This is a genomic window from Streptomyces sp. NPDC107654, assembly GCF_055639035.1.
Genome location: NZ_JBVKBI010000015.1, coordinates 25,010 through 48,404, shown reverse-complemented (window position 1 = coordinate 48,404; position 23,395 = coordinate 25,010). Strand labels below are relative to the sequence as shown.

Sequence of the window (23,395 nt, the reverse complement as noted above, 5' to 3'; positions counted from 1 at the left end):
CCACTGGATGCACTCTAGTGACTGGCGCCCGCCGGTGAGCCGGACCATCACCATCCTTACGGTACCCGCCCCTTCAACCCCTGTGACGGCACCCGCCGTGGGCAGGAAGAGGGCGGGTGCGGCGGCGCGTGCGGAAGGGCCAGTGGCCCACCCGGGTGTCAGCTGGTGGTGAGCATGCCTTCGCGCAGCCGGGCCAGGCAGCGGGACAGCAGGCGGGAGACGTGCATCTGGGAGACGCCGAGGTGCTCACCGATCTGGGCCTGGGTCAGTTCCTCGACGAACCGCATGTGGATGATCTGCCGGTCACGGTCGTCGAGAGCCGCGATCATCGGGGCGAGCGCGTGGAAGTCCTCCACCAGTTCCAGCGCCTGGTCCTCGGCGCCGATGAAGTCCGCCAGGGCGGCCTCGCCGTCCTCGCTCGTGCTCAGGGCCGCGTCGAGCGAGGCGGAGTTGTAGCCGTTGGAGGCGAGCCGGGCCTCCACGACTTCCTCCTCGGACAGGCTCATCAGTTCCGACAGCTCCTTGACCGTCGGATCGCGGTCCAGGCGGCTGCGGAGTTCCTCGGTGGCGCGGGCCAGTTGGACGCGGGCCTCCTGCAGGCGGCGCGGCACGTGCACGGCCCAGGTGGTGTCGCGGAAGAACCGCTTGATCTCACCCACGATGTAGGGGATCGCGAACGAGGTGAACTCCACCTCGCGCACGAGCTCGAACCGGTCGATCGCCTTGATCAGGCCGATCATGCCGACCTGGACGATGTCCTCCATCTCCTCCGCCCCGCGGCTGCGGAACCGGCCGGCCGCGTAGCGGACCAGGGACATGTTCATCTCGATCAGCGTGTTCCGCGCGTAGCTGTACTCCGGGGTGCCTTCCTCCAGCACCGCCAGCTGGTCGAAGAACAGCCGGGACAGCTCACGGGCATCCTTGGGGGCCACCTTGGAGGGGTCGGCGACCTCCGGCAGGCTCACTGTCTCCGTGTCCGCGCCGGACGCGATAACTGTCGTCGCCATGATGCTTTCCCTCCCTGTCCATTCCCCCGAACGGCGCCGGCCCCTCACGGGCCGACGACGACCCGCCTACCCCGACACCTGCCGGGCATGCCCATGAGGTGGCCACGTTGTCGGCCGGGCGGTCCGGCGGCCGCGGAGACCCCACTCGCACGCGCACAGGGCCCGGCCGTCACGGCCGGGCCCTGTTGCCCTGTGTCAGGGTGTGCGCCTGCGGGTCAGGTCACCATCGATACCAGCGGCCGCGGCCACCCCCGGCGTTCGTGGAACGCATGACGAAGCCGAGGAGCCACAGCACCAGGACGGCAAGGGCGACCCACCAAAGGATTTTGACGGCGAAGCCGGCGCCGAAGAGGATCACGGCCAGCAGTAGAACGAGAAGCAGGGGAACCATAGTTATCGACCTCCTGACCGGCGTGTGCCCGGCGATTTCCCGTCCATTCATCGGCGGACGATTTGTTTGTGCCGCGAAAGCCGGGGCACCAGCGAATCACCGTGACAGCGGAACAGCAACGACGAGGAGGCGTGTTCCATGACTGCCGGCGAGAAGGCCAAGGCGAAGACCGAGCAGGCGGAAGGCAAGGTCGAGGAGACCCTGGGGAACGCCGTCGGGAACGAGCGTATGGCCGCCGATGGAAAGGCGAAGAAGACCACCGGTGACGCCCGCGAGGCCAAGGAAAAGGCCAAGGACGCGTTCAAGCACTGACGACGCATTTCCTTTCGTCGCCGAAGCGGGCCCTCCCCGTCCGAGGGCCCGCTTCGGCGTTTCCGGCCAATTCCGCCGCGGCGGCTTTCACTTCAGGCCGACGGGCGACGGATCCAGGCCGATGACGCAACGGATCGCGGCCCTGTTCCCGGGCGCGCGGCCGTCCTGATCAGCAGCACGTGGTCGAGCCGCCCCGTCTACGCTCACCCGGCGTGGACCGGCTGGAGCGGATGGCGAAGCCGAGGCGGTGGACCAGGAGCGGAACGCGGGCTCCGCACAAGCCGCTGCTGCTCCCGTACGCCCTCGGCCGATTCCGGGAGGACGCCGACGGCGGACCGCGGTACACCGCCGTGGAACAGGACCTGCAGCGCCTGCTCACCGAGTACGGGCCGCCTCGCAGGGACGACGCCCGCCCACCCCTTCCACCACCTGGTCGGCGACGGCGTCTGGGAAGTGCGCACCGATCGGAAACCGGGCAGCCCCGGCAGCGGGGTACGGGACCTCCGCGAGACGGGCGCCACCGGACGACTCGCACCGGACCCGAGGACGGCCCTGTTACGCGAACCGGACCTGCTCGGCAGGATCGCGCGACTGCTGCGCGACCTGCACTTCCCGCCTTCCCCGCACGGGGAACCGTGCGCAGCCGTCGGCCTGGGACCGGAGCCGGCGGAGGCCGAGCAGCTGCCTGCGGTACGCAGGCAACGGGACCCGCGGATGCGGGAGATGGTCCTGACCGCCTACGCATACCGGTGCGCCTTCTGCGGGTACGACGGCGGGACCGGCGCGGTCCCGGTCGGGCTGGAGGCCGCCCACGTGCGCTGGTGGGCGTTCGACGGACCCGACGAGACCGAGAACGGGCCGTGCCGGTGCGCGCTGCACCACAAACCCTTCGACAGGAGCGTCCTCGGCGTGGGAGACGACCACCGCGTCCTGGTCTCACCACGCTTCGTCGGTCACAGCCCCGCCGCCGGCGAGCAGCCCCCGGCCCGGCTCCCGCCCCGTCGCCGAGGCCCACCACGACTGGCCCACCCGCAGGTCTTCCACGGCGGACCCCGCCCCGCCCCGGCCTGACCGCTCCTGCGAACCGGACGGGCCGTCATACGGGGTCGGGCAGTACGGCCGCTCCCTGCCGCGCCTCACCCCTCCCCGGCGTGGACGACCGTGATGTGCCGGTCGTCGCCCGGGTTCTCCAGCTCGTCCAGGGCGGCCACGGCCAGGTCCTCCGCGCTGATCCAGGACCGGCCGTCGGCCGCGGTGAGCAGGGTGTCGGTGCCGCGCCGGTAGCGGGCGGTACGGGTGCCGGGTTCGAGGAGGGCCGGGGGGCTGAGGTAGATCCAGTCGGTGTGGGCGTGGGCCCGGCAGGTCCGCAGCTGGGCCACTCCGGCGGCGGCGACCGGCTGCCACTGCGGCGGGACGTGGGCCGGGTCGTCGGCCACCAGGAGGCCGGGCGCACCGGGGCTGCGCAGGGCACCGGCCCCGCCTATCACCAGGACGCGCGCCTCCAGCCGTGCAGCCGCGTCCAGGACGGCCCGGGTGGTGCCGAGCAGGAAGTCCTCGTCCACCGGGTCGGTGCGTACGGTCACCACGACGGTGTCGGCGCCGGAGTCCGCGAGCGCCGCGCGCACGGCGTCGGGGTCGCGGGCGTCGACCGGGACGGGGGTCACGTCCGGGTGCTCGCTCGTCGGCTTCCGGGACAGGGCCAGCACGCGGTGGCCGCGTGCGACGGCCTCGGTGACGACCCGGCTGCCGACCGTTCCGGTGGCGCCGAGGACCGCGATCGTCATGGTTGCGCTCATGTGGTCCGTTCTCCTCTTCTCGTCCGTGGCGGACGGGGTTTCCCTGTCCGCGGTGGATTGCCGGGACTTCTCGTCCACGGTGGGTTGTCGGGGGTTCTCGTCCGCGGTGGCCTGCCGAGCCTTCTCGTCCATGCCGGGTCGAGTTGCGCGGCCAGCAGTGCCGCCAGGGCCAGGGCGAAGCCGCAGCTCTGGGGCAGGGTCAGGGACTCGCCACGGGCCGTGCCGATGCCGGTGGCGACCAGCGGGGAAAGCAGCACGAGCGGCGCGGAGGCGCCGACCGGGAGGGTGGCCAGGCCGCGGAACCAGAGGGTGTACGCGATGAGGCCGCCCATGCTGCCGAGCCACAGGTAGCCGCCGACGGCACCCGCGTCGATCCGCTCGGGCAGCCCCTCGAACAGCAGGGTCGGCGGGAGCAGGAGCAGTCCCCCGACGGTGAGCTGCCAGCCGGCCAGGGTCAGCGGTCCGGCCCCCGCCGGCCTGCCCCAGCGCCTGGTGAGGACGACCCCGCCGGCCATGGTCGCCGTATGGCCGAGACCGGCGAGCACCCCCACGGCGTCCAGCCGGGCGTGCGGCCCGAGGACGACGAGTCCGACGCCGGCCACGCCGAGGACGCCCCAGGCCCAGCGCCAGGCGGTCGGCCGGTCGTGGAGCACCGCGATGGCCAGGGCGGCGACCAGCAGCGGCTGGGTGGCACCCAGGGTGGCGGCGACGCCACCGGGGAGCCGCTGGGCGGCCACGAACAGCAGGGGCATCCCGCCGATGTTGAGCAGGCCGAGGACGACGGCCTTCCACCACCAGTCCCCGCGCGGCAGGACGCGGGTGAGGGCCAGACCGAGCAGTCCGGCGGGCAGGGCGCGCATGAGGCCGGCGAACAACGGATGGCCGGGCGGCAGGAGTTCGCTGGTGACGACGTAGGTCGTGCCCCAGGCGGCGGGGGCGAGGGCGGTCAGCAGGACGGTGGCCGGCCGGTGGGTGTGCGGGCGCGGGGGCATGTCGGAAAGTCTCGGCGGACGGCCCGCCATGCGTCCAGGACATGGTTGTCATCGCAGCCATGAACGACAACGATGAATGGCGTGGACCTCCAGCAGATGCGGTACGTCGTCGCCGTCGCCGAGACCCGTAACTTCACCCGGGCTGCCGAGCGCTGTTACGTGGTGCAGTCCTCGCTCAGTCACCGGATCGGCGCGCTGGAGCGGGAGTTGGGGGTGCGGCTGTTCGCGCGGACCAGTCGGCGGGTCGAACTCACCAGTGCGGGCGAGGCGTTCGTGGCCCGGGCGCGGGAGGCACTGGCCGCGGCGGACCGCGCGATGGCCGACGCGTCCGCCGCGGCCGGGGTGGTCCGGGGGCGGCTGGCCGTCGGCGTGATCGTGACCACGGCCGCCGTGGACGTGGCGGAGGTGTTGCAGCGGTACCGGGCCCGGCACCCGCAGGTCCGGGTGATGCTCCGGTCCGGGCGCAGTGACGAGCTGGCGGCGGCGATCCGGGCGGGGGACCTGGACATCGCCTTCCTGGGACTGCCGGAGGACCAGCGGCCCTCCGGGGTGGAGAGCCTCGTCCTCGCCCACGACGCGCACGTCCTGGTCGTGGCGGCCGGGCACCGGCTGGCGGGTGCGGGCCGGGTGACGCTGCGGGAGATCGCCGACGAGACGTTCGTGGACTTCGTGGCCGGGACACCCGCCCGGGCCCAGTCGGATCAGGCGTTCGCGGCGGCGGACCTGGTCCGTGACGTGGCGTACGAGGCCGGGGTGGTGGAGCTGATCACGCGGCTGGTGGCGCGCGGGCTCGGTGTCGCGCTGCTGCCCTCGGCGTTCATCCGGCCGCTGGCCGCCGGTGATCCCGCGCTGGCGCTGGTCCCGGTGGTCGACGGGCCGCACCGCGTGGAGTGTCTGGCGTGGAGCCGCTTCAACCCCAGCCCGGCCACCCGGGCCATGCTCGACGTCCTGGGGGCCGGCGCGCCCACGTGAACGCGACCGGCACCGTCCTGCGCCCGCCACCTGCTCCGCCATGGCCGCCGCCGCTGGCGCTGCACCCGCGCCGCCCGCGTCTACGCCCGCCGCACCGCCCGGGACCTCCACGGCACCGCCCGGGACCGCCCCGCCGAGGTCAGCAGTACGGCGCCTGGTTCGTGAGGGAGGCCGCCACCCGCATCCACACCCCGAACTGCCGGTACAGCGCGGGCAACGGTCCGCTCGCCCGGACCGTCCGCGTGTCCTCGGCGGTCACGCCGGGGATGCCCTGCAGGGTGGCGGCGACCGACGCGGACTGCCAGCGCACGGTGAGGGTCGCCTCGGCGGCGGACGGCTCCGGGCGGGCCGGGGCCGGGGTCAGCGCCCGGGCGACCGTCTCCTCGATGGCCTCGCGCGCCTCCCCGGCCGGCCGCAGCTCGGCCGCGAACCGGTCATGGGCGTACTTCACCGGGACGGTCACGACCGACGGGTCCCACTCCGTCATCTCCGCGCACGCCGCGTCGTCACCCGTGAGGACCACCACGGGCACCCCGAGGGCCGCCGCCGTGGCGTGGGCGAGGCCGATCTCGCCGACCGGGCGGCCGTCCAGCCACATGTCCTCGATCTCGTGCCCCATGAAGCTGTGGCTGAGCACGCCCGGCGCCCCGGCCCGGGAGTGGTAGCCCACGCACAGCGCGGCGTCGTACTCCCCGGTCAGGCCCTCCAGCATGCCGAGCTGCTTGGGCCTGCCCCGGACCAGGCGGGCCGCCGGGTGCAGCGCCTCGGGGAGCAGGTTGCGCATCGGCCCGTGGGCGTCGTTGACGAGGACACTTCTCGCTCCGGCGGCCAAGGCGCCCCGCACGGCGGCGTTCACGTCCTCGGCCATCATGGTGCGGCCCCGCTCGTAGTCCCGGCCGCCCGGCTGGACGTCGTCGGCGTCGACGAGCCCGGTGATGCCTTCCATGTCCGCGCTGATGTAGATCCGCACGGCGTCGACCCTATCCGACCCTACGTATTGTAGGTTCCCAATCGCCAACGCCCAGCGGGCCGTTCACACGTCTGTTCAACGGGGGACCCATGCAGGACACCACGGAAGCGGAGCCCGGTACGGAGGTCTGCGCGCGTGATCTGGCGCCGACGCTGACCGTGCTGGTCGTCAGCCTGGTCATCGCCGCCGTCGGCGTGTACGAGCTGTGCGGCTTCGGGCTGCACAGCCTGGACCGGCGCCCGCACCTGTTCAGCGACGGCCTCGCGACCGGCGGGGTGATCGTCGCCGCCGTGGCCGCCGGGGCGGCGGTGGGCAACCTGGCCTGGCACCTGACGGCGGCCCGGCGCGGACAGGCCGACTGAGCACGGCCGGATGGCTCACCGCCTCGCCGGACCGAGAACGGGCGGCGTCACGGACCGGGCGGCGGAGTCGGGGTAGTAGGGGTCCGCGCCCTCCGTCCAGCCGGGGTCGTGGGCGCAGGGCCCGGCGGAGCCGCCCGAGAAGTACTCCCGGTTCCAGGTGAGCTGGATGAACAGGGCCACCACGGCGACGAACACGAGTCCGCCGCAGCCGAAACAGCCGGGGCCGAGGGAACGGGCACCGGAACGGGCCGGCTCGGCGGCGGTCGCGGTCTCGGTGACAGGCGTGGTCCCGGCCGTCTCGGGCGTGGGCTCGGCCGGTGGGCTCTCCTCGGGCATACGGCGACGCTACGGCCGCGAGGGGGCGCGCGGATGGGCGTGCCTACCGGTCACCGGGTAGGTACTCCTACTCACCCCGGCCGGTGCCCGGCACGATCCCGCCGCCGACCGTGAACCCGATGACCGCGCCGCCCCCCTCGCGCCGGTAGGCGAACGGGGCACCGCCGTGGGCCATGGCGACTTCGCGCACGATGGAGAGGCCGAGGCCCGAGCCGGGCTGGGAGCGGGCGTCGGCGGCGCGGTAGAAGCGGTCGAAGATGCGGACGAGGTCGCCCTCGGCGATCCCGGGCCCCCGGTCGCGCACCTCCACCCGCACCGTGCCCGGCCGGGCCGGCCCGGTGACGGCGACCTCGATCGGCGCCTTGCCGCCCCGGTCGAACTTGGCCGCGTTCTCGACCAGGTTGGAGATGGCCCGCTGGAGCATCCCGGGCCGTCCGTCGGTCGTGGTGTCACCGCTCGCGCTCAGCACGACGTCCCGGCCGGTACGGCGTCTGGCCAGCCCGACGACGTCCTCGGCGAGGTCGGCGAGGTCCACCCGCTGGGGCGGCTCGGCGTCGGACTGCCCGGCGGCGAGGTCGACCAGCTCGTTGACCAGGTCGGTCAGCTCCCTCGCCTCCTGGGAGAGGTCGGCGACCAGTTCCTCCCGGCTGCCGGGCGGGAGTTCGTCGATGCGCCGGAGCAGCGAGATGTTCGTCCGCAGGGAGGTGAGCGGGGTGCGCAGTTCGTGTCCGGCGTCCTGAACCAGCCTGCGCTGGTCCTCCTCGGACTGCGCGAGCCGCCCCAGCATCCGGTCGAAGGCACGGCCGAGGCGCCCCACCTCGTCCAGACCGGCCACCGGCACCTGGATGCCCAGCTGCCGGGTGCGGGCGACGTCCTCGGCGGCGGAGGTGAGGACCACCAGGCGCCGGGTGATCCGCCGGGCCAGCCACCATCCGAACAGCCCGGCCGCCACCACGACCGCCGCCATCAGGATCAGCGTCCGCTGCTGGAGCGCCCGCAGCAGGTCCTCGGTGTCGCTGAACTCCTGTGCGACCTGCACGGCTCCGCGCCCGTCACCGAGGGAGACGGTGGCGATGCGGAACAGGTCCGCGTCCACCCGTACGTCCTTGTGCTGGACCACCCGCCCGGCCGTCCGCGCGACGGTCATGTCCCGGTCCCGGGCGGTGACCGGCAGCACCGGGCTGCCGTGGTCCACGATCTGCCCCCGCGCGCCGAGCACCTGCACGTCGGTGCGGGCGGGGCGGACCACGTCGTGCCCGGGACGGGAGGAGGAGAAGTCGTCCGGGCTCATCGCGTGCTGCCGCACCTCGTCCCGCACGTCCTGCACGACCTGCGTGAACACCGACTGCTGGTCGACGCGGACGAGCCGGGCGGCGGAGTTGTACGACAGGATGCCGACGAGGATCGTCACGGCGGCGGTGACGGCGGCGAAGGAGACCGCGAACGTGGTGCGCAGGGAGACCAGCTTCGGCCGGGGCCCGGCCGGCAGCCGCCAGCGGCGGCCCACCTAGTCCTCCCGCAGCACGTAACCCACGCCCCGCACCGTGTGGATCAGCTGCGGGGCGCCGGGCTCGTCCAGCTTGCGGCGCAGGTAGCCGACGTAGACGGCGAGGTTCTTGGAGCCGGGCCCGAAGTCGTACCCCCAGATCCGGTCGTAGATCGTGGAGTGGTCGAGGACGATGCCCGCGTTGCGCGCGAGCAGTTCCAGCAGCTCGAACTCGGTGCGGGTCAGTTCCAGCTCGCGCCGGCCGCGCCAGGCCCGGCGGGCCTGGAGGTCCATGCGGATGCCGGCGGCCTCCACCTGCCGGTCGGTCACCTGCGCCTCCCGCCCGGTGCTCTCCGGTGCGGCACCGGCGGCGGGCACCGGGCTGGTGCGGCGCAGCAGGGCCCGCAGCCGGGCGAAGACCTCCTCGACGTCGAACGGCTTGACCACGTAGTCGTCGGCGCCGGCGTCCAGGCCCGCGATGCGGTCGGCGGTCTCCACGAGGGCGGTGAGCATCAAAATCGGGGTCCGGTCGCCCTCGGCGCGCAGCACCCGGCAGACCTGGAGGCCGTCGATGCCCGGCATCATCACGTCGAGCACGAGGACGTCCGGCGGGTTCGTGTGGGCCTGCGCCAGCGCTTCCACGCCGTCGGCGACCGCCGTCACCTGGTAGCCCTCCAGCGTCAGGGCACGCTCCAGGGCATGACGGATGGCACGGTCGTCTTCGGCGAGCAGCACAGTCTGGGGCACGTAGCCAGTGTGCCAAGGCCGGGGGTGGTCGGACGGGGGGCGCCGGGCCTACGATCACCCTTTTTACCGGCCTCTCACCGTCACAGGGACAACCCGGCCCACCGCCCTACCGTCTTCTCACCGGCGCCCGGTCACCGAGCCGGCCCGCCGAGCCTGGCCGGCTGTTCCGCTAAGGGCACCACTTCCTCCGCGAAGGGCGTCACGGTCTCCTCCGCTTCCCGCGGAGCCGGCGGCATCAGCGCGGCCAGCTCTCCCGCCGCCCGCTCGATCCGCTCGGCCAGCCCTTCCGCGCCCCAGTCCTCGGACGCGGCGTACACCGCCGTCGGCACGACCACGGCCCGCAGGTAGGCGAACAGCGGCCGCAGTGCGTGCTCCAGCACGAGCGAGTGCCGTCCCGTGCCCCCGGTCGCCCCGATCAGCACCGGCTTCCCGGCCGCCGCGTCCTTGTCCAGCACGTCGAAGAAGGATTTGAACAATCCGCTGTACGACGCGCTGAACACCGGCGTGACGACGATCAGCCCGTCGGCCCCCGCCACCGCGTCCTGCGCGGCGGCGAGGGTCCTGCCCGCGAACCCGTTGGTGAAGTGGTGCGCGATCTCCACCGCGAGTTCCCGCAGCTCGACCACCTCGATGTCCACCGGCGTGTGCCGGCCGACCGCGGCGGCCAGCCGGTCGGCGAGCAGCCGGCTGGAGGACGGGACGCCCAGCCCCGCGGACACGACGACCAGCTTCATGCGGTCGTCCCGCGCGGGTCCGCCCACACCGCCGTTCACACGGCCGCTCACGCCGCCGTTCACGCGCTCGTTCATACGGTGGTCGCCTCCTTCTCCTTCGCGGCGAGCAGGGAGTGGTGGGTCGGTGCCTCCGGCACGTCCGCCGGACGCCCTTTGGCGAACTCCTCGCGCAGCACCGGCACGACCTCCTCGCCGAGCAGGTCGAGCTGCTCAAGGACGGTCTTCAGCGGCAGGCCCGCGTGGTCCATCAGGAACAGCTGGCGCTGGTAGTCACCGGCGTACTCGCGGAAGGACAGGGTCTTCTCGATCACCTGCTGCGGGGAGCCCACGGTCAGCGGGGTCTGCTCGGTGAAGTCCTCCAGCGAGGGCCCGTGGCCGTACACCGGCGCGTTGTCGAAGTACGGCCGGAACTCCCGCACCGCGTCCTGCGAGTTCCTCCGCATGAACACCTGCCCGCCCAGGCCGACGATCGCCTGTTCCGGGGTGCCGTGCCCGTAGTGGGCGTACCGCTTCCGGTAGAACTCGACCATCCGCCTGGTGTGGTCGGCGGGCCAGAAGATGTTGTTGTGGAAGAAGCCGTCGCCGTAGTACGCGGCCTGTTCGGCGATCTCCGGTGAGCGGATGGAGCCGTGCCAGACGAACGGCGGTACGCCGTCCAGCGGGCGCGGGGTGGAGGTGAAGCCCTGCAGCGGGGTGCGGAACCTGCCCTCCCAGTCGACGACGTCCTCGGTCCACAGCCGGCGCAGCAGGGCGTAGTTCTCCACGGCGAGGTTGATGCCCTCCCGGATGTCCTGGCCGAACCACGGGTACACCGGCCCGGTGTTGCCGCGGCCCAGCATCAGGTCGACGCGCCCGTCCGCCAGGTGCTGGAGCATCGCGTAGTCCTCCGCGATCTTCACCGGGTCGTTGGTGGTGATCAGCGTGGTGGAGGTGGAGAGGACCAGCTTCCGCGTCCGTGCGGCTATGTGACCGAGCATCGTGGTCGGCGACGACGGCACGAACGGCGGGTTGTGGTGCTCGCCGGTCGCGAAGACGTCCAGGCCGACCTCCTCGGCCTTCAGCGCGATGGCGACCATGGCCTTGATCCGCTCGCGCTCGGTCGGGGTCCGCCCCGTGGTGGGGTCCGGCGTGACATCGCCGACCGTGAAGATCCCGAACTGCATGGTCGCTCACCCTCCAGGTTGTTGACCGTTCAACTATACTCCCGGAACGGTCCGCCCTCCCCGGATATTCCGGCCTCCCGCCGGGCGTCAGGGCACCAGCACCAGCCGCCCCCGCACCCCGCCCTCCGCCAGCCGGGCGTGCGCCTCGGCCGCCTCCTCCAGGGCGTAGGTCTCGGCCACCCGCAGGGTCAGCACCCCCTCGTCCACCAGCCGGGCCAGCCCCGCCAGCCCCGCCCCGTCCGCGGCCACCTCCACGGCCCCCGTCCGTACCCCGCGCACCGGCCCGGGCTCCGCCCCCGGCCGCACACCGACGTACGCACCCCCGTCCCGCACCCACTCCAGGGCCGCCCCGCCCAGCACCGCCGCGTCCAGCACCGCGTCCACACTGCCCGGCGCGACCCCGTCCGACGTGAAGCGCGCGGCACCCAGCGAGCGCACCAGCCCCTCGTCGCCCGCCCGGGCGTGACCGGTCACCTCCAGCCCCCGGTGCGCGGCCAGCTGCACGGCGAAGCCGCCGACCGCACCCGCCGCCCCGGTCACCAGCAGGGACCCGCCCGGCGCGAGATCCAGCAGGTCCAGGGCCTGGAGCGCGGTCAGCCCGTTCAGCGGCAGGGTGCCCGCGTGCACGGCGTCCACCGCGGCCGGCGCCTTCGCCGCCGCGTCCGTGGCCACGACGACGTACTCGGCGTGCGCCCCCAGCGGCTCGGCCACCCCCGGCACCAGCGCCACCACCGGGTCGCCGACCTGCCAGGCCGCGGCCGCCCCCACCGCGTCCACCGTCCCGGCGACGTCCCAGCCGAGCCCGAGCGTCTTGCCGGCCCCACCGAAGAAGCCCGCGCGCACCCCCGCGTCCACGGGGTTCAGCGCCCCCGCGGTCACCCTGATCCGCACCTGACGCGCCCCCGGCTCCGGCACCGGCACCTCCGCGATCTCCACCGCGTCCGGACCGCCGAACGTCCTCACCACCGCAGCACGCATGACAACTCCCCTTGAGTAAACGCCAGTTGATGATTCCCGCGGCACCTTTCCGGCCGCACCACCAACCGTAGGAGAGCTACTATCCATGGGTAAGTAGTTACCTGAGAGTGCGTAGCCGACCCGGAGGAGAGCCATGGCCACCACGACCGCCGCCCAGCGCCGCGAACAGGCCCGCGCCGACTACGACGCCTTCATCCGCGGCTGCCCCACCAACCAGCTCCTCGGACGCCTCAGCGACAAGTGGGTCAGCCTCGTCGTCTCCGCCCTGGCACCCGGCCCCCTGCGCTACAGCGACCTCGGCCGCAAGATCGCCGGCGTCAGCCCCAAGATGCTCACGCAGACCCTGCGCGCCCTGGAACGGGACGGCATCATCAGCCGCACGGTCACCCCGTCCGTCCCCGTCCGCGTCGACTACGCCCTCACCCCGCTCGGCGCCAGCCTCGCCGGTCTGCTCACCGCGGTGAAGGACTGGGCCGAGACCCACTTCGACGAGGTCCGCACCGCCCGCGAACGCTACGACGCGGAGAACCCCGCCTAGAACGACGGCCCGGAGAGAGTCAGAACGCGTACGAGTCCCCCGTCGCCAGCACGAGCACCGCCATCCGGTCGTTCGTCCGGTCCTGGTCCGTCGCCCCCGCGCTCCACGCCGTGTCGATCTCCAGCGTCAGCTCGGCAGGCCGCTCCCGCAGCCGCACCGGCACCCGCAACCGCTCCCCCGCCGCGTCCACGGCCAGCGCCCCCGTCCCGCACACCACCGTCCGCTCGTCCTCCCGCGCACACCGGGCGGGCAGCTCCTGCGCGTCGGCCAGCTCCACCGACCAGCGCAGCCGGACCGTCGCGTCCGTGACCTCGTCCGGCCCGTTGTTGCGCGGGGTCAGCAGCACCTCCGCCCGGTCCCCCTCCAGCACCACGCTCCCGTGAAAGGCGAGATCGGCCTCCGGCGCCGGAGCGGCCACCGCGACCCCCGGCACCAGCACGGCCCCGGCACACACCCCGGACAACACCCACGCCCGCATCCGCACGGCCCTCACCACTCCTCGCTCACGCGCCGTACCGCCGCGGGTACGACTGCCGTACCGATGTATGCCACGCGAGCCGCCCACCAGGCGCCCTCCAACAGGTGACACCACGCCCGCCTGCGAAGCTGGCCCCATGCCGATCCTCCGCTCCGCCGCCCTGTTCGTCGTCGCCGCGCTCTTCGAGATCGGCGGCGCCTGGCTGGTCTGGCAGGGCGTCCGGGAACACCGCGGCGGGCTGTGGATCACCGGGGGCGTCCTCGCCCTCGGCGCCTACGGCTTCGTCGCCACCTTCCAGCCGGACGCCCACTTCGGCCGCATCCTCGCCGCCTACGGCGGGATCTTCGTGGCCGGCTCCCTGCTGTGGGGCGTCGTCGCCGACGGCTACCGCCCCGACCGCTGGGACATCACCGGCGCGCTGATCTGCCTCGCCGGGATGGCCGTCATCATGTGGGCGCCGCGAAACGGCGGCTGAGGGTCACTTAGGCTGGACGGAACCCCGGTCGTACACCACCCCGACCCAGCCCCAGGAGCAGCCATGGCCACCGCCGCCCCGTCCGCCGCCGCCCGCATCGCCGTCGTCACCGGCGCGAGCAGCGGCATCGGCGCCGCCACGGCCCGGCAGCTCGCCGCAGCCGGCTACCGCGTCGTCCTCACCGCCCGCCGCAAGGACCGCGTCGAGGCCCTCGCCGAGGAACTCACCCAGGCCGGCCACTCCGCCATCGCCTACCAGCTGGACGTCACCGACCGCGCCGCCGTCGACGAGTTCGCCACCGCCTTCCAGACCATCGGCGTCCTCGTCAACAACGCGGGCGGCGCTCTCGGCGCCGACCCGGTCGCCACCGGCGACCCCGCGGACTGGCGCACGATGTACGAGACCAACGTCATCGGCACCCTGAACCTGACCCAGGCCCTGCTGCCGAAGCTGGTCGCGAGCGGGGACGGCGTCGTCGTGGTCGTCTCCTCCACCGCCGGCCACGGCACCTACGAGGGCGGCGCCGGCTACGTCGCCGCCAAGCACGGCGCCCACGTCCTCGCCGAGACCCTCCGCCTGGAGATCGTCGGCCAGCCGGTCCGCGTCATCGAGATCGCGCCCGGCATGGTCAAGACGGAAGGGTTCGCCCTCACCCGCTTCGGCGGCGACCAGGAGAAGGCGGAGAAGGTGTACCAGGGCGTCGCCGAACCCCTCACCGCCGACGACGTCGCCGAGACCATCACCTGGGCGGTGACCCGCCCCAGCCACGTCAACGTCGACCTCCTGGTCCTGCGTCCGCGCGCCCAGGCGTCCAACACGAAGGTCCACCGGGAACAGCGGTGACCACCCACGATTCCCCGGATTCCCCGGAGAGGCGGCGCCTGGCCCAGGAGACCAGGGACGAACGCCAGGTCTGGTACTTCCTGGCCTACTTCCTCTTCGGCATCCACATCGTGGCGTTCATCATGATCTACGCGGTACGGCACGCGAAGTAGCGCCTGGAAGCAGCACCTAGGCGAACGCCGGCAGGTGGCGCGCGACCCACTCCGAGAACGGCGCCGCCGGCCGGCCCAGCACCGCCTCCACATCGGAGCCGACCCGCTGCTCGGCGGGCAGCGGGGCGCCGAGCACGTCCAGCGTGCCCGCGACGACCTGCTCCGGCATGAACCGGGCCAGCTCCGCGTGCGCCTGCGCACGCGACAGCTCCACGAACTCCACCTCCTCGCCGAGGGCCTCCGATATGACCTCGGCCTGCCGGCGCGGGCTGATCGACTCCGGCCCGGTCAGCTCGTACACCCGGCCCGCGTGCCCGTCCTCGCGCAGCGCGGCGGCGGCCACGGCGGCGATGTCCGCCGGGTCGACCACGGGCAGCGCGACCTCGCCGAAGGGCGCGTGGACGGTACGCCGGGCCCGGACGGACCCGGCCCAGGCCAACGCGTTGGACGCGAACCCCGCCGGCCGCAGCACGGTGAACTGCCGCCCGGACGCCCGCACCGCCCTCTCGAACCCCCGCAGCCGGTCGTGCGAGGGCGCGTCCGGCCGGGTGCCGGCGACCTGCGAGGAGACGAGCACGATGCGCTCGGCCCCGGCATCCACGACCGCCTTCACCAGCCCGTCCGGCGCCTCCCCCCGGAAGTTCAGCTCGCCTCCCAGCACGAGGAACACCGCCCGGGCCCCTTCGAGGGCGGGCCGCAGACTCCCCGCGTCCCCCACCCCACCCCGCACCCACCGCACACCGGCCGGTCCCCGCTCCGCCCGCTCCCCGCGCGAAACGGCCACGACCTCCTCACCGCCCCCGGCGAGCAACCGCACCAGCTCCCGCCCGATGTTCCCGGTGGCACCCGTCACGACGATCATCCGAACCCCCCTAAGTGAGTTAGCTGGCTAACTAACAACGGCGACACTAACACCCCCCACTCGCGCCTGCCTATAGTCAGTCAGGTGACAAACTCAGTGGATCGGCGGGCACAGGCGTCACAGAAGCGCCGACGCCTCACGGCAGCGGCCGCCCGGGTCCTGCACGCCCAGGGCATCGAACGCACCACGCTCGCCGACATCGCCCGCGAGGCCGGCGTCCCGGTGGGAAACGTCTACTACTACTTCAAGACGAAGGACGAACTCGTCCAGGCCGCCCTCGCGGAACACCAGGCCCGCCTCGACGACCTCACCCGCACCCTGGACCGGCTGCCGGATCCGCGCGCCCGCCTCAAGGCCCTGATCGAAGCCTGGGTGTCCCAACGGGAGACGGCCGCCCGCCACGGCTGCCCCACCGGCACCCTGGCCGTCGAACTCGACAAACGCGCGGACGGCACCCTCGACGCGGAGGCCGGCGCGGTGATCCGCCGCCTGCTGGACTGGACGGCCGCCCAGTTCCGCGAACTGGGCCTCCCCGCCCCCGACGACCTGGCCCTCACCCTGGTCTCCGCCTACCAGGGCATGTCCCTCCTGACCAACGCCCTCCGCGACCCGGACATCATGAACCGCGAGGGCAACCGGCTGCTGCGGTGGCTGGACTCGCTGGAGCCGGGCAACGCTTAACCCACACGAGCGAACCTCCTCGATCACCCGATCAGCGCACGAACATCCGCCCCAGGCTCGCGCCACACGATCAACGCGACGGCCCTCGCCCGGGATGGCGCCCGGCCGAGGGCCTGACCAGCAAGCAAGGAATGCGCTTCCTCATGGCTGAATGCGAGCCCAGCGCCCACCGGTTCATGGACCTCACGGTCCCCGAGTACGCGTACATGTTCGGGTTTGTACACGCTCTCCGCCTGGGTACGCCCCACAGGCATGCGGGCCGCGTACACAGCGCGCCGCCGGACCAAGACCGAAGACCGGATCCTGTTGAAACTCAACAGCGCCATGGCCGCCGCAGAGGTGCTCGACAGGACCACCCAGAGCCGCAGTCTTCGCCTCTGGCGCCTGCGCACCGGCCAAGTCCCCGTGCCGAGCGATCAGTGATCCGTGCCGAAGGAGGCGCCCGGCTGGAGCCGGGGGCCTCACGCGTCAGCCCTTGACGCAGACGACCTGCTTCAGCTTCGCCACGACCTCCACCAGGTCCCGCTGCTGGTCGATGACCTGGTCGATCGACTTGTAGGCACCCGGGATCTCGTCCACGACACCGGAGTCCTTGCGGCACTCCACGCCCCGGGTCTGCTCTTCCAGGTCCTTGGTCGAGAAGCGCCGCTTGGCCGCGTTGCGGCTCATCCGCCGGCCCGCGCCGTGCGAGGCCGAGTTGAAGGCCAGCTCGTTGCCGAGGCCCTTCACGATGTACGACCCCGTGCCCATCGAGCCGGGGATGATCCCGTACTCTCCGGAGCCGGCCCGGATCGCTCCCTTGCGGGTGACGAGCAGGTCCATGCCCTCGTACCGCTCCTCCGCCACGTAGTTGTGGTGGCAGGAGATCTCCGGCTCGAAGACCGGCTTGGCCTTCTTGAACTCCTTGCGGATCACGTCCTTCAGGAGCGCCATCATGAGCGTGCGGTTGTACTTGGCGTACTCCTGCGCCCAAAACAGGTCGTTGCGGTAGGCCGCCATCTGCGGGGTGTCCGAGACGAAGACCGCGAGGTCACGGTCGACCAAGCCCTGGTTGTGCGGGAGCTTCTGAGCCACGCCGATGTGGTGCTCGGCGAGTTCCTTGCCGATGTTCCGGGAGCCGGAGTGGAGCATAAGCCAGACCGAACCATCTTCACTTATGCAAACTTCTGCAAAGTGGTTACCCGACCCCAGCGTCCCCATTTGTCCGATTGCTCGGCTCTTACGGAAGTGCACCGCCTCCGCAACCCCGTCGAACCGCCCCCAGAAGTCCTCCCACCCGGCCGTCGCCAGCCCGTGGAAGTCCCCCGGCTCCACGGGCTCCTCGTGCATCCCCCGCCCCACCGGAATCGCCTGCTCGATCTTCGACCGCAGGCGCGACAGGTCCCCGGGGAGGTCGTTCGCCGTCAGGGACGTCTTCACCGCCGACATCCCGCAGCCGATGTCCACCCCGACCGCCGCAGGGCACACCGCGCCGCGCATGGCGATGACCGAGCCGACCGTCGCGCCCTTCCCGTAGTGGACGTCCGGCATCACGGCCAGGCCCTTGATCCACGGCAGGGTGGCCACGTTCTGGAGCTGGCGCAGGGCCACGTCCTCGACCGTCGCCGGGTCCGTCCACATCCGGATCGGGACCTGGGCGCCCGGCATCTCCACGTACGACATGTGTTCCTCATTCCCCCGGAAGAAACGACAAAAGGCCTGAAAGCAGCAAAACGCAAAAGCGGCGCCAAGGTCGATGAAAGGGACAAGGGACCGGCGTCCACGGCAGTGCGTGCGATACACATTGTCTCCAGGGTCCGCCCCGCTGCGGCAAGCGATTAACCAGCGGGGACACTGGAGCACCGAGCAAGCGGACACCAGCGAGCACACCGAGCGAGCACACCGTCGAGAGGAGCCCGACCGTGCAGCGGAAGGCGTACGTAACCGGCACCGCCGCCCTCCTCGCGGCGCTGCTGGCCGGCTGCACGAGCGGGTCCGGGGACGACGGTCCGACGGACAACGCCAACCCGGGCGACGCGGGAACGGCGACGGTCGCCGCCCAGCCGGGGAAGTACAGCACGCTCCCCGAGCCCTGCGGCGCGATCGGCCACGACGCCCTGGACGGGCTGCTGCCGGGCATCCAGCAGATCACCGACCCGGTCCAGCGGGACAGGGCCTACCAGGGCGAGGCCGCTCTCACCTACGACACCGATCGCAAGGTCGGCTGCCACTGGAAGGTCGAGTCGGCCGACGCCACGGACCGTCTGTCCGTCGACTTCGAGCGCGTGGTGTCGTACGACAACACGGTCAGCGACGACGACGAGGCACAGAAGCTGTTCGAGGAGAAGCAGACGGCCGCGGACCTCCCGGCGCCGAGCAGTTCCTCGGCTCCGCCGCAGGCCACGCCCAGTGCGTCCGCGTCCTCGGAGTCCGCCGAGTCCTCGAAGGGCTCCGCCGGCAAGGCCGGTGCCTCCGCCGCCGGGACCGGGCCGTCCTCGGACGCGTCGTCGCCGACGGGGTCGGCGGAGTCTGCCGGTTCCGGGGGTTCGTCCGCCTCCTCCTCCGGTGTCGCGTCCGCCGATCTCCAGCCCCGCGTGCTCTCCGACCTCGGTGACGAGGCGTATCTGGACGACCAGCTGAACTCGTCGGGTTCGACGGCCGAACAGCGGACGGTGACTGTGGTGTTCCGCACGTCCAACGTCGTCGTCACGATCCAGTACGAGGAGCAGCCGATGGCCACGGGAGCGGTCCCGGACAGCAAACAAATGCAGGACAGGGCCCGTGATCTGGCCTCGCGACTGGACGATGCGCTAGGCGGCTGACGTCCTCCCCGGCCCCGGCCGCCCCTGCCCGCGAAGCGCGTGAACGGAGACCGCACAGCTCCTTCACCGCGTACCGTGGCCCCGCAGGAACCCGCACGAACACCGAGCGTCATGAGTGAAGGAACCATGCAGCGAGCAGCCCAGCGAGACGTCCGTGCCCGGCGAGCCGTGGGAGGCGAGGGAGGCAGGCGCCTTCGCCGCGCTCTTGTCTGCGCGGCGGCCGTCCCGGCGGTCCTGATCACCGCCGCCTGCTCCTCGGACTCCGGCGACTCCAAGGCCAAGTCCGGTGCGCAGAGCACCTCGTCGGCGAACAGCGGTGGCAGCACCCGGCCGTCGGCGAGCGCGTCCCCGACGGTGCGGGCGACGGCGTACCAGAAGCTTCCCGACCCGTGCGGGGTGCTGTCGAAGGACACCCTGTCCGATCTGGTCCCGAAGGGTGCCGGGTCGGGGAAGAAGGGCAGTTCGGACGATCTGTCGGCGCGCGGCTCGTGTGCCTGGAACAGCCTGGACAACAACGGTGTGAAGGGCTCCCAGTTCCGCTGGCTGAACGTCTCGCTGCTCCGCTTCGACTCGGACGCCACGCGCGGCTCCGCCGACGACCAGGCGCACGCGTACTACGGGCAGCAGGTCAAGGACGCGCAGTCGGTGGACGGTGCGAAGAACACCAAGGTGGTGCCGCTGTCCGGTACGGGCGCGGAGGCGTCGGCGGTGCGGTACGACCTGAAGAAGAAGGAAGGCCTCTTCAAGCAGCAGACGGTCGTGGCCCGGGTGGAGAACGTCGTCGTGACGCTCGACTACAACGGTGCCGGCCTGGCGGGCGAGAAGACCCCTGACGCCGACGATCTGACGAAGGCGGCGGAGAAGGCGCTCAAGGAGGCGGTGGCGGCGGTGTCGTCGGCCAACGGTTCGGGAGCGTCGGGTGGTTCGGGGACTTCGTCGTCCTCGTCGTCGAAGCCGTCGAAGCCTGCTTCCGGGTCTCCGTCGTCGTCGCCGTCCAAGTCGGCCTCCTCCAGCGCGTCTCCGTCCAAGTCGGCCGCGAAGAAGAGCTGACCGGACGGCCGTAGCGGCCGACCGGCAGCACGTTCGCCGCACACGTGTGCCACTCTGTTGCGCGCAACATCACGCAAGGGGAGGGGAGTGCGAGTGGCCGCGCCACTGCAGCTGACTCGGATGCACCGCGTGCTCATCGGCGTGGTCGTGACCGGCGCGCTGATCATCGCCGGCATCGGCTTCGCCGGTTCGTACGCGGCCGTCCGTGAGCTGGCCATCAAGAAGGGCTTCGGGAACTTCTCCTATGTGTTCCCGGTGGGCATCGACGCGGGCATCTGTGTGCTGCTCGCCCTGGATCTGCTGCTGACGTGGATCCGTATCCCCTTCCCGCTGCTCCGTCAGACGGCGTGGCTGCTGACGGCGGCGACGATCGCCTTCAACGGTGCCGCCGCCTGGCCGGACCCGCTGGGTGTGGGGATGCACGCGGTCATTCCGGTGCTGTTCGTCGTGTCGGTCGAGGCCGCGCGCCACGCGGTCGGCCGCATCGCCGACATCACGGCCGACAAGCACATGGAGGGGGTCCGCCTCACCCGCTGGCTCCTGTCCCCCGTGCCCACGTTCCTGCTGTGGCGCCGTATGAAGCTGTGGGAGCTGCGTTCCTACGACCAGGTCATCAAGCTGGAGCAGGAACGTCTCGTCTACCAGGCCCGGCTGCGTTCCCGCTTCGGCCGGGCGTGGCGCAGGAAGGCTCCGGTGGAGTCGCTGATGCCGCTGCGGCTGGCGCGGTACGGCGTGCCGCTGGCGGAGACGGCCCCGGCGGGTCTGGCGGCGGCGGGCATCGAGGCGACCTTGGTCCCCGCCATGGCCGCGAGCGCCCCCGCCGCGGCGGCGGCCCCCGCCGCGCGGCCGGCGGCACCTCAGGGCGAGGCGCGCCCCGAACTCCCCCGCCAGCACCCCGGCGGGCCGGAGGAGCCCCGGGCGGACGAGCAGAGCCCCTGGTTCCAGGCTCCGCGGGAGGTGGAGTACCACGGCGGCTACGACCCCACCTACGACCCGATGCTCCAGGAGCCGCAGTACGCCCCGGAGGAGCAGTACGAGGACTGGTACGAGGACCAGCCGCCGGAGCAGTTCCAGCAGCCCTCCCCGGAGGAGACCGGCAGCTTCCCCATCCCGGTGGGTCCGAACCGTACGCGTGAGCTCGGCGAGGGTGGCGGTGGTCCCGTGGCGGAGCCGACGGAGGAGGACTTCTACCTGGTGTTCCGGAAGTCGATCGACGGCAGTTATCCGACCGCCGGCCAGTTCAGGGACGACGTGGAGGCGACCTTCGGCGTGGCGCTCCCGAAGGGGGAGGCGGAGCGGATGGTCAACCGTTTCACCAACCGTCACACCGCGGAACTGCAGGAGGACCACATCGCGTGACGGCGTGAAGGACAGGAAGAACGGGAGGAAGGGGCCCTCCGCCGTGGCGGAGGGCCCCTTCTTCCGTTACCGCTCGTACCGCTCGCCCGTCACTCGCCGAGCAGCTTGCGCACCCGCTCCTGGCCCACGGCCAGCAGCAGCGTGGGCAGTCGGGGGCCGGTGTCGCGGCCGACCAGCAGGTGGTACAGCAGGGCGAAGAACGTCCGCTGGGCCGTCTTGATCTCGGGCGGCAGTTCCTTGGGCGTGGCGTCGGCGGGGAAGCCGGCCTGGACCTTGGGCACGCCGTACACGAGGTGGGTGAGGCCGTCGAGGGACCAGTGGTCGGCGAGCCCGTCGAGGAGCAGGCGTACGGACTGCTGGGACGCCTCGTCGAGGGACTTCAGCAGGTCGACGTCGGGTTCCTCGCGCACGATGGTCCGCTGGTCGGCGGGGACGTGGGTGTTGATCCAGGCCTCGGCGCGGTCGTAGCGCGGCCGTACCTCGTCGAGGGAGCCGAGCGGCTGCTCGGGGTCCAGTTCGGAGAGGATCCGCAGGGCCTGGTCCTCGTGTCCGGCGGTGATGTCGGCGACGGAGGCGAGGGTGCGGTAGGGCAGCGGGCGCGCGGTCCGGGGCAGCTCGCCGGCGGCGGTGCCGACGGCGCGGGTGTAGGCGGCCAGGTCACCGGGCAGGGCGGAGCCGTCGGCGACCTTGGCGGCGAGCTTGTCCCACTCGTCGTAGAGCCGCTGGATCTCCTGGTCGAAGGCGATCTTGAAGGACTGGTTGGGCTTGCGGCGGGCGTAGAGCCAGCGCAGGAGCTGCGGCTCCATGATCTTCAGCGCGTCGGCCGGGGTGGGGACGCCACCGCGGGAGGAGGACATCTTGGCCATGCCGGAGATGCCGACGAACGCGTACATGGGGCCGATGGGCTGCTTGCCGCCGAAGATGCCGACGATCTGGCCGCCGACCTGGAACGAGGAGCCGGGCGAGGAGTGGTCGACGCCGCTCGGCTCGAAGATCACGCCCTCGTAGGCCCAGCGCATCGGCCAGTCGACCTTCCAGACCAGCTTGCCGCGGTTGAACTCGCTGAGCCGGACGGTCTCCGCGAAGGCGCACTCGTTGCAGGTGTAGGCCAGCTCGGTGGTGTCGTCGTCGTAGGAGGTGACGGTGGTCAGGTCCTTGCCGCAGTCGCCGCAGTACGGCTTGTACGGGAAGTACCCGGCGGCGCCGGAGCTGCCGTCGTCCTCGGACGCGGCGCCGGAACCCTCCTCGGCCTCCAGCTCGGCCTCGTCCAGCGGCTTCTGCTGCTGCTTCTTGGGGGCCTTCTTGGTGCGGTACTGGGCGAGGATCGCGTCGATGTCGTTCCGGTGCCTCATGGCGTGCAGGATCTGCTCGCGGTAGACGCCGGAGGTGTACTGCTCGGTCTGGCTGATCCCGTCGAACTCGACGCCCAGCTGGGCGAGCGACTCGATCATCGCGGCCTTGAAGTGCTCGGCCCAGTTGGCGTGCGCCGACCCGCGCGGTGCCGGGACGGAGGTCAGCGGCTTGCCGATGTGCTCGGCCCACGACTCGTCGACGCCGGCGACGCCGGCCGGGACCTTGCGGTAGCGGTCGTAGTCGTCCCAGGAGATGAGGTGCCGGACCTGGTGGCCGCGGCGGCGGATCTCGTCGGCGACGAGGTGCGGGGTCATGACCTCGCGGAGGTTCCCGAGGTGGATCGGGCCGGACGGTGAGAGTCCGGACGCGACGACGACCGGTTTGCCCGGGGCCCGGCGCTCCGACTCCTCGATGACCTCATCCGCGAAACGGGAGACCCAGTCGGTGGTCTCGGTGCTCTGAGCCACGATCGGCACGTCCTTCTTTCTGAACGGGGTGACACTCCATTCTCACAGACCGGATCGCGCCCGGGAAAACGGCTTTACCCCCCGTGGGAT

General features: G+C 72.1%; 27 protein-coding genes and 1 pseudogene. 13 read left to right on the top strand and 15 right to left on the bottom strand.

All coding sequences use genetic code 11. From position 1 onward, the window contains the following. Positions 1–158: 158 nt before the first annotated feature. Both ACZ7N4_RS25070 and ACZ7N4_RS25065 read right to left on the bottom strand, forming a co-directional pair. Entirely contained in the window at positions 159–1,007 is an 849-nt protein-coding gene (locus ACZ7N4_RS25070) for an RNA polymerase sigma factor SigF (protein WP_471361590.1), read from the bottom strand. A 220-nt stretch (positions 1,008–1,227) separates the two neighbouring features. Further along, positions 1,228–1,398, bottom strand: coding sequence for a hydrophobic protein (locus tag ACZ7N4_RS25065; RefSeq protein WP_356938886.1), 171 nt, complete (start codon positions 1,396–1,398; stop codon positions 1,228–1,230). A 138-nt stretch (positions 1,399–1,536) separates the two neighbouring features. Here ACZ7N4_RS25065 and ACZ7N4_RS25060 point away from each other — a divergent pair, with 138 nt between their 5' ends. Both ACZ7N4_RS25060 and ACZ7N4_RS25055 read left to right on the top strand, forming a co-directional pair. Next, a complete protein-coding gene (locus tag ACZ7N4_RS25060; RefSeq protein WP_471361587.1) occupies positions 1,537–1,710 on the top strand; it encodes a CsbD family protein in 174 nt (57 codons plus the stop codon). A 212-nt stretch (positions 1,711–1,922) separates the two neighbouring features. Continuing rightward, positions 1,923–2,781: pseudogene (locus tag ACZ7N4_RS25055) on the top strand (phosphorothioated DNA-binding restriction endonuclease). A 65-nt stretch (positions 2,782–2,846) separates the two neighbouring features. Here ACZ7N4_RS25055 and ACZ7N4_RS25050 read toward each other — a convergent pair. Further along, positions 2,847–3,506 (bottom strand): NAD(P)-dependent oxidoreductase, encoded by a 660-nt coding sequence (locus tag ACZ7N4_RS25050; RefSeq protein ID WP_471361584.1) that lies wholly within the window; start codon positions 3,504–3,506, stop codon positions 2,847–2,849. Further along, positions 3,503–4,498, bottom strand: coding sequence for an EamA family transporter (locus ACZ7N4_RS25045; RefSeq protein WP_471361581.1), 996 nt, complete (start codon positions 4,496–4,498; stop codon positions 3,503–3,505). Before ACZ7N4_RS25045 ends, ACZ7N4_RS25050 begins: the two co-directional genes overlap by 4 nt. A gap of 81 nt (positions 4,499–4,579) precedes the next feature. Between ACZ7N4_RS25045 and ACZ7N4_RS25040 the strand changes: the two genes are divergently transcribed. Then, positions 4,580–5,470: a LysR family transcriptional regulator gene (locus ACZ7N4_RS25040; RefSeq protein WP_471361579.1), complete on the top strand. Its 891-nt coding sequence runs from the start codon at positions 4,580–4,582 to the stop codon at positions 5,468–5,470. Between the two features lie 139 nt (positions 5,471–5,609). On the opposite strand, the gene ACZ7N4_RS25035 is transcribed toward ACZ7N4_RS25040, so the two are convergent. Next, a complete protein-coding gene (locus ACZ7N4_RS25035; protein ID WP_471361577.1) occupies positions 5,610–6,440 on the bottom strand; it encodes a M55 family metallopeptidase in 831 nt (276 codons plus the stop codon). An 89-nt stretch (positions 6,441–6,529) separates the two neighbouring features. On the opposite strand from ACZ7N4_RS25035, the gene ACZ7N4_RS25030 reads away from it, so the two are divergent. Next, a complete protein-coding gene (locus tag ACZ7N4_RS25030) occupies positions 6,530–6,802 on the top strand; it encodes a hypothetical protein (RefSeq protein WP_356160384.1) in 273 nt (90 codons plus the stop codon). Positions 6,803–6,817: 15 nt separating this feature from the next. On the opposite strand, the gene ACZ7N4_RS25025 is transcribed toward ACZ7N4_RS25030, so the two are convergent. The 6 genes from ACZ7N4_RS25025 to ACZ7N4_RS25000 all read right to left on the bottom strand — a co-directional run bounded on the left by ACZ7N4_RS25025 (position 6,818) and on the right by ACZ7N4_RS25000 (position 12,246). Continuing rightward, entirely contained in the window at positions 6,818–7,138 is a 321-nt protein-coding gene (locus tag ACZ7N4_RS25025; protein ID WP_471361574.1) for a hypothetical protein, read from the bottom strand. Between the two features lie 67 nt (positions 7,139–7,205). Then, complete coding sequence (locus tag ACZ7N4_RS25020) at positions 7,206–8,645, bottom strand: sensor histidine kinase (protein ID WP_471361571.1); 1,440 nt, start codon at positions 8,643–8,645, stop codon at positions 7,206–7,208. Beyond that, on the bottom strand, positions 8,646–9,371 hold the full coding sequence (locus tag ACZ7N4_RS25015) for a response regulator transcription factor (RefSeq protein WP_471361568.1): 726 nt from the start codon (positions 9,369–9,371) through the stop codon (positions 8,646–8,648). A gap of 131 nt (positions 9,372–9,502) precedes the next feature. Beyond that, on the bottom strand, positions 9,503–10,105 hold the full coding sequence (locus ACZ7N4_RS25010; protein ID WP_471361945.1) for an FMN reductase: 603 nt from the start codon (positions 10,103–10,105) through the stop codon (positions 9,503–9,505). 71 nt (positions 10,106–10,176) lie between these two features. Then, positions 10,177–11,268: an LLM class flavin-dependent oxidoreductase gene (locus ACZ7N4_RS25005; protein WP_471361566.1), complete on the bottom strand. Its 1,092-nt coding sequence runs from the start codon at positions 11,266–11,268 to the stop codon at positions 10,177–10,179. Between the two features lie 87 nt (positions 11,269–11,355). Next, positions 11,356–12,246, bottom strand: a complete 891-nt coding sequence (locus ACZ7N4_RS25000; RefSeq protein WP_471361563.1) for a zinc-binding dehydrogenase — start codon at positions 12,244–12,246, stop codon at positions 11,356–11,358. A gap of 133 nt (positions 12,247–12,379) precedes the next feature. On the opposite strand from ACZ7N4_RS25000, the gene ACZ7N4_RS24995 reads away from it, so the two are divergent. After that, a complete protein-coding gene (locus ACZ7N4_RS24995; protein ID WP_471361560.1) occupies positions 12,380–12,784 on the top strand; it encodes a winged helix-turn-helix transcriptional regulator in 405 nt (134 codons plus the stop codon). Between the two features lie 19 nt (positions 12,785–12,803). On the opposite strand, the gene ACZ7N4_RS24990 is transcribed toward ACZ7N4_RS24995, so the two are convergent. Beyond that, a complete protein-coding gene (locus ACZ7N4_RS24990; protein WP_471361942.1) occupies positions 12,804–13,262 on the bottom strand; it encodes a hypothetical protein in 459 nt (152 codons plus the stop codon). 136 nt (positions 13,263–13,398) lie between these two features. On the opposite strand from ACZ7N4_RS24990, the gene ACZ7N4_RS24985 reads away from it, so the two are divergent. From ACZ7N4_RS24985 to ACZ7N4_RS24975, 3 genes are all read left to right on the top strand, one after another. After that, on the top strand, positions 13,399–13,737 hold the full coding sequence (locus tag ACZ7N4_RS24985) for a YnfA family protein (protein ID WP_471361557.1): 339 nt from the start codon (positions 13,399–13,401) through the stop codon (positions 13,735–13,737). Between the two features lie 63 nt (positions 13,738–13,800). Further along, positions 13,801–14,580, top strand: a complete 780-nt coding sequence (locus tag ACZ7N4_RS24980; RefSeq protein WP_471361554.1) for an SDR family NAD(P)-dependent oxidoreductase — start codon at positions 13,801–13,803, stop codon at positions 14,578–14,580. After that, positions 14,577–14,732 carry a hypothetical protein gene (locus tag ACZ7N4_RS24975; RefSeq protein ID WP_471361551.1) on the top strand — a complete coding sequence of 52 codons (156 nt, stop codon included), beginning with the start codon at positions 14,577–14,579 and terminating at the stop codon, positions 14,730–14,732. The genes ACZ7N4_RS24980 and ACZ7N4_RS24975 overlap by 4 nt, the downstream gene beginning before the upstream one ends. A 16-nt stretch (positions 14,733–14,748) precedes the next feature. Here the strand turns inward: ACZ7N4_RS24975 and ACZ7N4_RS24970 are convergent, their stop codons facing one another. Beyond that, the gene (locus ACZ7N4_RS24970; RefSeq protein ID WP_471361548.1) at positions 14,749–15,594 is read right to left on the bottom strand and encodes an SDR family oxidoreductase; all 846 of its coding nucleotides are present in this window, start codon (positions 15,592–15,594) and stop codon (positions 14,749–14,751) included. Positions 15,595–15,678: 84 nt separating this feature from the next. Here ACZ7N4_RS24970 and ACZ7N4_RS24965 point away from each other — a divergent pair, with 84 nt between their 5' ends. Beyond that, positions 15,679–16,275, top strand: a complete 597-nt coding sequence (locus tag ACZ7N4_RS24965) for a TetR/AcrR family transcriptional regulator (protein WP_471361545.1) — start codon at positions 15,679–15,681, stop codon at positions 16,273–16,275. A 216-nt stretch (positions 16,276–16,491) separates the two neighbouring features. Beyond that, positions 16,492–16,698 (top strand): hypothetical protein, encoded by a 207-nt coding sequence (locus ACZ7N4_RS24960; protein ID WP_471361542.1) that lies wholly within the window; start codon positions 16,492–16,494, stop codon positions 16,696–16,698. Between the two features lie 45 nt (positions 16,699–16,743). Here the strand turns inward: ACZ7N4_RS24960 and ACZ7N4_RS24955 are convergent, their stop codons facing one another. Then, positions 16,744–17,937, bottom strand: a complete 1,194-nt coding sequence (locus ACZ7N4_RS24955) for an RtcB family protein (RefSeq protein ID WP_471361539.1) — start codon at positions 17,935–17,937, stop codon at positions 16,744–16,746. Between the two features lie 239 nt (positions 17,938–18,176). Here ACZ7N4_RS24955 and ACZ7N4_RS24950 point away from each other — a divergent pair, with 239 nt between their 5' ends. From ACZ7N4_RS24950 to ACZ7N4_RS24940, 3 genes are all read left to right on the top strand, one after another. Beyond that, positions 18,177–19,076, top strand: a complete 900-nt coding sequence (locus tag ACZ7N4_RS24950) for a DUF3558 domain-containing protein (protein ID WP_471361537.1) — start codon at positions 18,177–18,179, stop codon at positions 19,074–19,076. Positions 19,077–19,202: 126 nt separating this feature from the next. Continuing rightward, positions 19,203–20,126 carry a DUF3558 family protein gene (locus tag ACZ7N4_RS24945; protein WP_471361534.1) on the top strand — a complete coding sequence of 308 codons (924 nt, stop codon included), beginning with the start codon at positions 19,203–19,205 and terminating at the stop codon, positions 20,124–20,126. 120 nt (positions 20,127–20,246) lie between these two features. Continuing rightward, entirely contained in the window at positions 20,247–21,485 is a 1,239-nt protein-coding gene (locus tag ACZ7N4_RS24940) for a DUF2637 domain-containing protein (RefSeq protein WP_471361940.1), read from the top strand. A gap of 89 nt (positions 21,486–21,574) precedes the next feature. Here ACZ7N4_RS24940 and lysS read toward each other — a convergent pair whose 3' ends face one another. Next, positions 21,575–23,314: a lysine--tRNA ligase gene (gene lysS, locus ACZ7N4_RS24935; RefSeq protein ID WP_471361531.1), complete on the bottom strand. Its 1,740-nt coding sequence runs from the start codon at positions 23,312–23,314 to the stop codon at positions 21,575–21,577. Positions 23,315–23,395: the final 81 nt, after the last annotated feature.

Coding starts and splice junctions, on each gene's coding strand:
- ACZ7N4_RS25050 (WP_471361584.1), bottom strand. CDS start 3,506: ATGAGCGCAACCATGACGATCGCGGTCCTCGGCGCCACCGGAACGGTC.
- ACZ7N4_RS24955 (WP_471361539.1), bottom strand. CDS start 17,937: ATGTCGTACGTGGAGATGCCGGGCGCCCAGGTCCCGATCCGGATGTGG.
- ACZ7N4_RS25005 (WP_471361566.1), bottom strand. CDS start 11,268: ATGCAGTTCGGGATCTTCACGGTCGGCGATGTCACGCCGGACCCCACC.
- ACZ7N4_RS24945 (WP_471361534.1), top strand. CDS start 19,203: ATGCAGCGAGCAGCCCAGCGAGACGTCCGTGCCCGGCGAGCCGTGGGA.
- ACZ7N4_RS24970 (WP_471361548.1), bottom strand. CDS start 15,594: ATGATCGTCGTGACGGGTGCCACCGGGAACATCGGGCGGGAGCTGGTG.
- ACZ7N4_RS25030 (WP_356160384.1), top strand. CDS start 6,530: ATGCAGGACACCACGGAAGCGGAGCCCGGTACGGAGGTCTGCGCGCGT.
- ACZ7N4_RS25025 (WP_471361574.1), bottom strand. CDS start 7,138: ATGCCCGAGGAGAGCCCACCGGCCGAGCCCACGCCCGAGACGGCCGGG.
- ACZ7N4_RS24985 (WP_471361557.1), top strand. CDS start 13,399: ATGCCGATCCTCCGCTCCGCCGCCCTGTTCGTCGTCGCCGCGCTCTTC.
- ACZ7N4_RS24990 (WP_471361942.1), bottom strand. CDS start 13,262: ATGCGGGCGTGGGTGTTGTCCGGGGTGTGTGCCGGGGCCGTGCTGGTG.
- ACZ7N4_RS25010 (WP_471361945.1), bottom strand. CDS start 10,105: ATGAAGCTGGTCGTCGTGTCCGCGGGGCTGGGCGTCCCGTCCTCCAGC.
- ACZ7N4_RS24980 (WP_471361554.1), top strand. CDS start 13,801: ATGGCCACCGCCGCCCCGTCCGCCGCCGCCCGCATCGCCGTCGTCACC.
- ACZ7N4_RS24940 (WP_471361940.1), top strand. CDS start 20,247: ATGCACCGCGTGCTCATCGGCGTGGTCGTGACCGGCGCGCTGATCATC.
- ACZ7N4_RS25045 (WP_471361581.1), bottom strand. CDS start 4,498: ATGCCCCCGCGCCCGCACACCCACCGGCCGGCCACCGTCCTGCTGACC.
- ACZ7N4_RS25070 (WP_471361590.1), bottom strand. CDS start 1,007: ATGGCGACGACAGTTATCGCGTCCGGCGCGGACACGGAGACAGTGAGC.
- ACZ7N4_RS25065 (WP_356938886.1), bottom strand. CDS start 1,398: ATGGTTCCCCTGCTTCTCGTTCTACTGCTGGCCGTGATCCTCTTCGGC.
- ACZ7N4_RS25000 (WP_471361563.1), bottom strand. CDS start 12,246: ATGCGTGCTGCGGTGGTGAGGACGTTCGGCGGTCCGGACGCGGTGGAG.
- ACZ7N4_RS25060 (WP_471361587.1), top strand. CDS start 1,537: ATGACTGCCGGCGAGAAGGCCAAGGCGAAGACCGAGCAGGCGGAAGGC.
- ACZ7N4_RS24995 (WP_471361560.1), top strand. CDS start 12,380: ATGGCCACCACGACCGCCGCCCAGCGCCGCGAACAGGCCCGCGCCGAC.